Below are 9,946 nucleotides of genomic sequence, written 5' to 3'. Positions count from 1 at the left end.
TCTTAAATGGCGGTGAGGCGGGGATTCGAACCCCGGATGCAGCTTTTGACCGCATACTCCCTTAGCAGGGGAGCGCCTTCAGCCTCTCGGCCACCTCACCATACGCTTCTTTCGAATTGTGCTGACTAACTTTGTTTAAGCTCATCGGCACTGCGTGGCGCACATATTACTTTCCCGCACTTATAAGTCAAACCCTTTTTTCCCAAGAATCGCCTGTTTGGACAATTCCCACTCAACCTGAGCAGATTACCGGCAAAATAATAGCTATAAAGGGCAAAAACCAATGTTTAATCAGTAAAAAGAGTTGCGTGAAGAATGACAGAAGGGAAAAAAGTTTTTGAAGAATAGAGACAAAACGAGAAGGTAACACGTAAAACCGTGCTGAAGTTTCATCAGCGCCTCGCCAAAGACGAGACGCCTGATAAATTAGAAACTCGTCTGTTGAGATTTTTCAGCCTGAATACGCTGATAGATCTCTTCACGATGAACAGAGACCTCTTTTGGCGCATTCACACCAATACGTACCTGATTACCTTTAACGCCTAATACGGTAACCGTTACCTCATCGCCAATCATGAGGGTTTCACCAACTCGGCGAGTCAGAATAAGCATTCTTTGCTCCTTGGAAAATTAAAAGAGTCGGGTCTCTCAGTATCTTAAGCATTATCTATCATATGCTGAAGAAACGTAAGCCATGACCCCCACATAAAATGTATGTCAGCCTTATACATTAGCTGTGAGTAATTTTAGTTTAGCCGAAATCGGCGAAGTCGTGACTTAAATAGTAAGAGTTTACCGGTCGTTAAGACTGAAAACGCCATAATAGACAAGAGATTATGGCGTTTTCACTGTTACTGATTTTATGACTACAGCTTTTCAGATACCCAGGCTTCGACACCGCCAAGCGCCGCTGGCAAAGCCTGTACATCGGTACCGCCCGCCTGAGCCATATCAGGACGACCGCCGCCTTTCCCGCCGACCTGGGACGCAATCGTTCCGATTAACTCACCGGCTTTGACACGATCGGTCAGGTCTTTTGTCACGCCAACGATCAAACTTACCTTACCTTCAGCCGCAGTAGCCAGCACAATGATGGCAGAGCCAAGTTGATTCTTAAGGTCATCGACCATAGTACGCAGCATTTTTGCTTCTACGCCATCAAGCTGTTTCACCAGCAGTTTGACGCCTTTGACTTCTTTGGTCTGGCCAGACAGTGAAGCACTTTCCTGCGCCGCCTGCTGGTCTTTCACTTGCTGAAGCTCTTTTTCCAGCAGGCGTGAACGCTCCATCAGAGAACGAATCTTGTCAGTAACGCTGTTCACGTCACCTTTAACCAGATGCGCAACGTCCTGCAATAAATCGCTTTGCTGGTGCAACGTATTAATCGCATTCTCGCCTGTAACCGCTTCGATACGGCGTACGCCTGCTGCAGTACCTGATTCACTCTGAATGCGGAACAGGCCGATATCACCGGTACGGCTGGCGTGTATGCCACCACACAACTCGGTAGAGAAGTCGCCCATCGACAGCACGCGAACGTTATCTTCGTACTTCTCGCCGAACAGCGCCATTGCGCCCTTCTCTTTTGCATCATCGAGCGCCATGATCTTGGTCTCGATAGGCAGATTACGACGGATTTGCGCATTTACCAAATCTTCTACCTGACGGATCTCTTCCGGCTTCATCGCTTCAAAGTGCGAGAAGTCAAAGCGCAGGTAGTTATCGTTAACCAAAGAACCCTTCTGAGCAACGTGCTTGCCCAGAGTCTGGCGCAGCGCAGCATGCAGCAGGTGGGTAGCAGAGTGGTTCAGACGAATACGGTCGCGGCGAGCAGAATCGACATCCGCCTCTACGCTGTCGCCAATCGCCAGCTTACCGGCACTAAGAACGCCCTGATGGCCAATCGCCTTACCGTATTTTTGCGTGTCACCCACCGCAAATTCACCGGCAGATGTTTTCAATACGCCTTTATCACCAACCTGGCCACCTGATTCGCCATAGAAAGGCGTATCGTCGAGGACCACAATGGCGTTTACACCCGCCTCAATTTCGTTAACTGGCTGGCCGTCAACAAACAGGGCAACCACTTTAGACTGGCGTTGAACGTGCTCGTAGCCCGAGAACTGAGTGACGCCGTCCACTCGCACCATGCTGTTGTAGTCAGCGCTGAAACCGCTGGACTCGCGTGCGCGGTTACGCTGGACTTCCATTGCCTTCTCGAAGCCTTCTTCGTCAATCTTGAGATTGCGCTCGCGGCAAACATCAGCAGTCAGATCGACCGGGAAGCCAAAGGTGTCATACAGGCGGAAAACGATATCGCCCGGCAAAGTGTCGCCTTTCAGCGCAGCCAGCTCTTCATCCAGCAGCGCTAATCCGCGTTCCAGAGTGCGAGCAAACTGCTCTTCTTCGGTTTTAAGCAACTGTTCGACGGTAGACTGCTGTTTAGCGAGTTCAATGCCCGCAGAACCCATGACTTCAACCAAAGGCGCAACCAGCTTATAGAAGAAGGTTTCCTTGGCGCCAAGCATGTTGCCATGACGAACCGCACGACGAATGATGCGACGCAGCACGTAGCCACGCCCTTCATTGGAAGGGATCACGCCATCGGAAATCAGGAAAGCACAAGAACGAATATGATCGGCAATCACGCGCAGCGACTTGTTGTTCAAGTCGGTCGCACCGGTAACCTGTGCAACTGCAGCGATCAGTTTCTGGAACAGGTCGATGTCGTAGTTGGAATTAACGTGTTGCAGCACCGCTGTAATACGCTCCAGACCCATTCCGGTATCAACAGATGGCTTAGGCAGTGGCAGCATAGTGCCGTCCGCCTGGCGGTTGAACTGCATGAATACCAGGTTCCAGATTTCGATATAACGGTCGCCGTCTTCTTCTGCGCTGCCCGGAGGACCGCCCCAGATGTGGTCGCCGTGATCGTAGAAAATCTCGGAGCAAGGGCCGCAAGGACCGGTATCACCCATCTGCCAGAAGTTGTCTGACGCGTATTGAGCACCTTTGTTGTCGCCGATGCGAATAATGCGCTCTTTCGGCACGCCAATCTGTTTTTCCCAGATGTCGTAAGCTTCGTCATCGGTAGCGTAGACGGTAACCCACAGTTTCTCTTTAGGCAGGTTAAACCAATGCTCACCGGTCAACAGTTCCCAGGCAAACTTAATCGCATCTTCTTTGAAGTAATCGCCGAAGCTGAAGTTACCCAGCATCTCGAAGAAGGTATGGTGACGTGCAGTATAGCCGACGTTTTCCAGATCGTTGTGCTTGCCGCCGGCACGTACGCAACGCTGAGACGTGGTAGCACGATTGTAATCGCGATTGTCCAGGCCCAGAAAAACGTCTTTGAATTGGTTCATACCGGCATTGGTAAACATCAATGTCGGATCATTAGTAGGGATCAGCGAGCTGCTGTCGACAACAGTGTGTCCCTTACTATGGAAGAAATCGAGAAACGCTTGACGGATCTCAGCGGTGCTCTTGCTCATAAATGTCCCGGAATAAGGCTAAAAGGTCGGCCCGTGAGCAAGATTAGCGTGATAACGGCCTGCTTACTTTGTCGCTCACGAACAAAAAGTGGGGATAAGATAAAATTTCTTCGCTGGGAAGTAAAATCCCGTATGCAATCATTCCTCAAAATCGCGATAAATAGACTGAATTTCTTCCTGAAAAAAACCGCGATAGAGCAAATAACGTAATACTTTCGACTTTTCCTTCCACTCGGTCGGTAAAGGTTGGCCAAATTTGTGCGTCGCCAACTCGTAGGCTTTACTGCACCAGTCAACCTCACACTCTTCCAACGCCTGGGTGATGATTTCTTTATCGACGCCCTTTTGTGTCAGCTCGGATCGAATGCGCTGTGCGCCTAATCCACGGTTGCTGCGCCCTGAAATATAGCGCCCGGCAAATTTGGCATCATCAAGCCAGTCATGCTGATAGCAGTAGGCGATAACCTCTTCAACCTGTTCCGGGTCAATCTCTTCAACTTCTTTGGGCACCGCCTGGCGGCGTGAATCAGGATTTTGTCGCGCTTTGTAGGAGGAAGGTCGGGAAAAAGGTTGTGGAGGAGTCAACAATTTGCGCCGCAGCTCGGCTTCACCGTGGTCTCGCTGGCCTAACAGCCGCATTGCACGGGCAATCAGGTTATTGAGTTTTTTCGCCTGGTCGTCCTTCGCCGTTGAGAACAACGACGAAGATTCCTGATAGTTTTCGGTATCCTGCGTCATGCTTGATTCCTTATAAAGCAAAAAAACAGCCCGTTTTGCAGGCTGTTTTTTGGAAGGCGATAGCCTTTAGCTTAATGCCTGCCAGATTCCCCGGCAGGTTCAGCAGAGAGTATTAAAACTCTTCGCTGGTTTCAGCATTGTCATCCAGGCTTTCAGCTGTGACAGCCGCACTCAGTTCACCAGTGCCGCTCAGCAGCATATCTCTGAGCTTTTTGTCGATCTCGGAAGCAATTTTCGGGTTTTCTTTCAGGAAATTGCTGGCATTAGATTTGCCCTGCCCGATTTTCTCACCGTTGTAGCTGTACCATGCACCGGCTTTCTCAATCAGCTTGTGCTTAACGCCCAAGTCAACCAGTTCGCCGTTAATGTTGATACCTTCGCCGTACATAATCTGGAACTCGGCTTGCTTGAACGGTGCAGCGATTTTGTTCTTGACCACTTTAACGCGGGTTTCACTGCCTACTACTACGTCGCCGTCTTTGATTGCGCCGATACGGCGGATATCAAGACGAACAGAAGCATAAAACTTCAGCGCGTTACCACCGGTAGTGGTTTCCGGGTTACCGAACATCACGCCGATTTTCATACGGATCTGGTTGATAAAGATCAGCAGAGTATTGGCATTTTTCAGGTTACCGGCCAGTTTACGCATCGCCTGGCTCATCATACGTGCCGCAAGGCCCATGTGAGAATCACCGATTTCACCTTCGATTTCTGCTTTTGGAGTCAGTGCCGCTACCGAGTCAACGATAATAACGTCAACCGCGCCTGAACGAGTCAGGGCATCACAGATTTCCAGAGCCTGCTCGCCGGTGTCCGGCTGGGAACACAGCAGATTGTCGATGTCTACGCCCAGTTTTTTGGCATAGATTGGGTCAAGCGCATGCTCGGCATCGATAAACGCACAGGTTTTGCCTTCGCGCTGAGCGGCAGCGATAACCTGCAGAGTTAACGTTGTTTTACCTGATGATTCTGGACCGTAAATCTCGACGATACGGCCCATTGGCAAGCCACCTGCGCCAAGTGCGATATCCAGAGACAGAGAGCCGGTAGAAATCGTTTCAACATCCATGGAGCGATCTTCGCCAAGACGCATGATGGAGCCTTTACCGAATTGTTTTTCAATCTGGCCCAGTGCCGCAGCTAACGCCTTTTGCTTGTTCTCATCAATAGCCATTTTCACTCCTTCGCGTGACGAGTTGTGTGAAGCCACACGTCGTTGTCACTGAATGTTGTTGTCGGATGCAAGTACAGATGCAGGTAATTGAGACTAATTATACTGTATGCTCATACAGTATCAAGCCTATTTTTTCAAAAACTCGTCTAGCAAAGTTTGTAGTGAAAAAACAGCAGCTTGCAAACGCACTGCGTCGCGATCCCCAGAAAAATTCTTTTTGCAGGCAAAAATTCGACCGTTTTCATCGGCAAATCCAAACCACACAGTGCCAACCGGTTTATCTTTTGTGCCGCCGTCCGGGCCGGCAATGCCGCTGATTGATACCGCCAAATCAGCGCCGGCCGCATAGCGCGCTCCTCGGGCCATCTCGCGCACTACGGGTTCACTCACTGCGCCATGCTCTTTGAGCGTGGATTCTGATACATCGAGCATCTCGCGCTTGGCAACGTTGCTGTAAGTGACAAAACCGCGGTCAAACCAGGCAGAGCTGCCGGCAATATCAGTAATAGCTTTGGCGACCCAACCACCCGTGCAGGATTCAGCACAGGTTAGCCACAGGCCCTTGGATTTCAAGGCGGCACCGACGTCGGTGCTCAATTGACGCAAATCATTTTCAGTCATCGTCTATCCTGCAAGAAAAAAGGGAACTCAGGCAATGTTAGCACTTCACGGCTTAAAGGATCGGTTCTAAACCTTACATTACGAGATAACGTCCAGGTTATGAATAATGTGAACATCCGCTAGCAATATTCTTTCGAGTCTCCTCTCAAATGGGGCCAAATTCCCATTATTTCAAGCTCCAGTCTGTTTCTGCACCACTTTTTAGGATCGCTGCACCCCCACGGTGAATCGCTTATTTGTATAGCCCCGCCCTGTATCGAATGTTGTAAAAACAATCTGCCCGGACAAACTGGAATACCGCGCTGTATACAAGATGTTAGAAATATTTTTGCGGTTATTTATTCACCACGCCTATTTTTGGCCTGAAACGTGCATTGCTAGCAATATGCAAGTTATCACCAGGAATTGTAACGGGAGTGGATTTGACGATGCAGGATATTCTTCAGCTTGATGCCGTGACACTTGCGGCCAATATTCGCGATAGGCGCCTTTCTCCGGTGGAGCTGGTGTCTGCTTCAATTGCGCGGATGGAACAGCTTGAACCCGAGCTGCATGCCTTTTGTACCCCAACCACAGAGAGTGCGCTGGCGCAGGCCAAAGTCATCGAGCAACGAATCATGCGTGGTGAAGAAGTCGGCCCGCTGGCAGGAATTCCCGTGGCGATTAAAGATTTGATCAGTACCAAAGGGATCAAAACAGTCTCTGGTTCGTGGATTTATGAAAATTTTATTCCTGACGAAGACGACATTACCGTAGAACGGCTTAAGGCTGCGGGGGCCATTATTCTCGGCAAAACCAATGCCCCGGAATTTGGCTACAGCGGCACCGGGCACAATCCGGTGTTCCCAACAACCCGTAATCCGTGGAATACCGACCTGACCACCGGCGGGTCTAGCGCCGGTTCTGCGGCGGCACTCGCAGCAAGAATTTGCCCGCTGGCTTTAGGCAGCGACGGCGGCGGTTCGGTACGCATTCCCGCCGCGCACAGTGGCATATTTGGCATGAAAGCCTCGATGGGCCGCGTGCCGCTGTATCCCGGCTGCCGCGACGAGCGCTATCCCGGCATCTCCAGCTGGGAATCGCTGGAACACATCGGCCCAATGACCCGCAGCGTCGCCGATGCAGCGCTGATGCTTTCCGTAATCGCCGGGCCTGACTCGCGCGATCGTCATTCAATTCCCACCAGCGATATTGACTGGAACGGTGCGCTTAAAGGCAGTCTTAAAGGTCTGCGCGTTGCCTACAGCGCTGACTGGGGCTACGCAGCAGTGGATCCGCAGGTCCGCGAGATCGTCGGTAAGGCAGTAAAAGTCTTCGAGCGTGATCTCGGTTGCGTCGTAGAAGAAGCGCATCCCGGCTTTGAGGATCCTAAAGACACTTTTGCCGCGCTTGTGGCTCAGGAAACTGACCTCACCGGCATGCGCAAACTGCTGGAAACCTTTGGCAGTCGTATGTCTCCCCATCTGGTCGCGATGCTTAACACCGACTGGACCGCCGAAATGTTTACCAATGCCAACATGCAACGCAAGGCGGTGGTCAACAAAATGTGGCGCTTTATGCAGCGCTACGACCTGCTGCTGACACCGACTCTCGCGACGCCGCCCTTCCCGGTCAATATAGAAAGCCCCGAGATGATTGATGGCCGCAAGGTCACGCCAAGTGAATGGCTCGCTTTTGTCTTCCCGATAAATTTGACCGGCCAGCCTGCCGCCTCGATCCCCGCCGGATTTACCGCGCAAGGGTTGCCGGTGGGATTGCAAATTATTGGCCGACATCTTGATGATGCGCTGGTGTTACGCGCCAGTGCAGCGTTTGAAAAAGTCTGTGGCTGGAATGATCGGTTGCCGCCGATCCTCAGCCGCTGAAGGTCCCGTTTTCCCTTGTTGCCACATTTTTCAGGAACAACACCATGAGCAAAAACATCACTCGGCAGGATACGGCCATCGGGCTGGAACAAGAATTCGAAAATGAAGCAGTGCCACTTTCTCATCGCCATTCGACCCGTTCAGTTTCAGCGGTGTGGTTTGGTTTCCCCATGATTCTTACCAATGCCGTTTTTGGCGGCATCATGGCCTACAATCTTGGGTTCTGGCGGGCAATTATTGCCATTTTGCTCGGCAATCTGGTGCTGTTTGCCTATGTTGGCGCACTAAGTTATCTGGCGGGTAAAACCGGACTTAACTTCGCGATGCAGGCACGTAAAACTTTTGGCAGCCGGGGTTACATCATTACCTCGGCATTTCTTTCAACCGTGGTAATCGGCTGGTACGCTTTCCAGACCGGCCTCACCGGCACCATCGTCAACAGCACTTTTGGCTGGAACACCTCGTGGGTGATCGTGCTCGCCACCGTGCTTTACACTGGTGTCACTTTCCTCGGCGTGCGCGCCCTGTCGATCATCGGCATGATTGCAGCACCCATGTTTGTGATCCTGGGCCTGGCAGCGCTGTATTTTGTTTCACAACACACTGATTTAAGTCAGGTGACGCAATATAAAGGTACCGCAGGTGGTATCACGATGGGGATTGCCATGACGATGGTGATTGCCGGTTTTGCCGATTCGGGCACCATGACCGCCGATTTCACCCGCTGGTCACAAACCGGTAAATCAGCCGTAGCCGCCACTTTCTCGGCTTTTCCGGTTGCTAACGTCGTCTCGTTGCTGTCTGGGGTGGTAATTGTTTCGGCAGGTGCGGGAATTAACCCAGCTCAAAACGGCGGCGATTTCCTGCATCTGCTGGTCGGTCATAATGTGCTATTGAACCTGCTGGCCCTGCTGTTCGTGTTTATCAATCTTGGATCAGTCTGCACCCATTGCCTGTACAACGGCGCGGTGGGTTATAGCCATTTGCTGAACAGTAAAATGCGCCTGTGGACCATTATTCTCGGCGTAATTGGCGGCGTGCTGGCAGTGATTGGCGTATGGAGCTATTTCCTCAACTGGCTGAGCCTGCTGGGCGTAGCCGTGCCCCCTATCGGCGCGGTGATGATTGTTGACCTGTTATTCCTCGGCCATATCAACAGCGCGCGCGCCGAAAGCCATTATCGCGGCAGTGCGTTTTTATCCTGGGCCATCGGCACAGTTTGCGCATCGATTGCTCACCTGTGGTTCCCCGACTTCGGCGAGGCTCTGATCGGCATGATCGCTGGCGGCGTGGCTTACTCGATCATTCAGTCAATGACTGCCAAAAAACTGGTTACTGCATAAGGGGCAAAGCCAATGAACAAACGCTACATAGAATCCGCGCCTTATGCCTGGCCTTACAATGGCCAGCTCAGTCCGACCAACACTGCGCTGGTGATTATTGATATGCAGACCGATTTTTGCGGCGTCGGCGGTTATGTCGACACCATGGGCTATGACATTGCCCTGACCCGCGCCCCGATAGCACCGATTGGCGATTTGCTGGGCGTGATGCGCAGCGCCGGTTATACCATCATTCATACTCGCGAAGGCCACCGACCAGACTTGGCAGATTTGCCCGCCAACAAGCGCTGGCGCTCACGGCAGATTGGCGCGGGGATTGGCGACGATGGCCCGTGTGGCAAAATTCTGGTACGCGGCGAGCCGGGCTGGGAAATTATCCCCGAGCTTCAACCGTTAGCAGGAGAAATCATTATTGACAAACCGGGCAAAGGCTCGTTTTATGCCACCGATTTGGAGCTGGTGTTGCACACAAAGGGAATAACCAACCTTTTGCTGACGGGCATCACGACCGACGTGTGCGTTCACACCACCCTGCGTGAAGCCAACGATCGCGGATTTGAATGTTTGCTGGTTGCTGATTGCTGCGCGGCTACAGATCCGGCCAATCATCTGGCGGCGTTAGCGATGGTAAAAATGCAGGGCGGAGTTTTCGGGGCAGTGGCGGATTCGGCAGCGGTACTGCAAGCGCTGGCCTGAATCGAGGAATAG

8 protein-coding genes and 1 tRNA gene are annotated in these 9,946 nt (G+C 51.8%); 3 read left to right on the top strand and 6 right to left on the bottom strand.

The genetic code is table 11. The annotated features are described in order from the left end of the window. Positions 1 to 7: 7 nt before the first annotated feature. The 6 genes from SPM24T3_RS21955 to pncC form a co-directional block, all read right to left on the bottom strand. Positions 8 to 100 (bottom strand) — tRNA-Ser (locus SPM24T3_RS21955). Positions 101 to 426: 326 nt separating this feature from the next. After that, entirely contained in the window at positions 427 to 612 is a 186-nt protein-coding gene (csrA, locus tag SPM24T3_RS21950; protein ID WP_009639031.1) for a carbon storage regulator CsrA, read from the bottom strand. Positions 613 to 866: 254 nt separating this feature from the next. Then, on the bottom strand, positions 867 to 3,494 hold the full coding sequence (gene alaS / locus SPM24T3_RS21945) for an alanine--tRNA ligase (protein WP_009639030.1): 2,628 nt from the start codon (positions 3,492 to 3,494) through the stop codon (positions 867 to 869). Between the two features lie 138 nt (positions 3,495 to 3,632). After that, complete coding sequence (gene recX / locus SPM24T3_RS21940) at positions 3,633 to 4,232, bottom strand: recombination regulator RecX (RefSeq protein WP_009639029.1); 600 nt, start codon at positions 4,230 to 4,232, stop codon at positions 3,633 to 3,635. Positions 4,233 to 4,344: 112 nt separating this feature from the next. Then, on the bottom strand, positions 4,345 to 5,409 hold the full coding sequence (gene recA / locus SPM24T3_RS21935; RefSeq protein WP_009639028.1) for a recombinase RecA: 1,065 nt from the start codon (positions 5,407 to 5,409) through the stop codon (positions 4,345 to 4,347). 126 nt (positions 5,410 to 5,535) lie between these two features. Further along, the gene (gene pncC, locus SPM24T3_RS21930; protein WP_009639027.1) at positions 5,536 to 6,030 is read right to left on the bottom strand and encodes a nicotinamide-nucleotide amidase; all 495 of its coding nucleotides are present in this window, start codon (positions 6,028 to 6,030) and stop codon (positions 5,536 to 5,538) included. A 428-nt stretch (positions 6,031 to 6,458) separates the two neighbouring features. Here pncC and SPM24T3_RS21925 point away from each other — a divergent pair, with 428 nt between their 5' ends. The 3 genes from SPM24T3_RS21925 to SPM24T3_RS21915 are packed head-to-tail and all read left to right on the top strand — an operon-like array spanning position 6,459 to position 9,934. Further along, a complete protein-coding gene (locus tag SPM24T3_RS21925) occupies positions 6,459 to 7,895 on the top strand; it encodes an amidase (RefSeq protein WP_009639026.1) in 1,437 nt (478 codons plus the stop codon). Positions 7,896 to 7,939: 44 nt separating this feature from the next. Continuing rightward, entirely contained in the window at positions 7,940 to 9,238 is a 1,299-nt protein-coding gene (locus SPM24T3_RS21920; protein ID WP_009639025.1) for a cytosine permease, read from the top strand. A 12-nt stretch (positions 9,239 to 9,250) separates the two neighbouring features. Beyond that, positions 9,251 to 9,934: a cysteine hydrolase family protein gene (locus SPM24T3_RS21915; protein WP_009639024.1), complete on the top strand. Its 684-nt coding sequence runs from the start codon at positions 9,251 to 9,253 to the stop codon at positions 9,932 to 9,934. Positions 9,935 to 9,946 lie beyond the last annotated feature (12 nt).

The organism is Serratia sp. M24T3, assembly GCF_000257645.1.
In the GTDB taxonomy this organism is placed as follows: Bacteria; Pseudomonadota; Gammaproteobacteria; order Enterobacterales; family Enterobacteriaceae; genus Rouxiella.
Note: the sequence above shows the minus strand (reverse complement) of the source record. Positions and strands in the feature narration are given on the sequence as shown.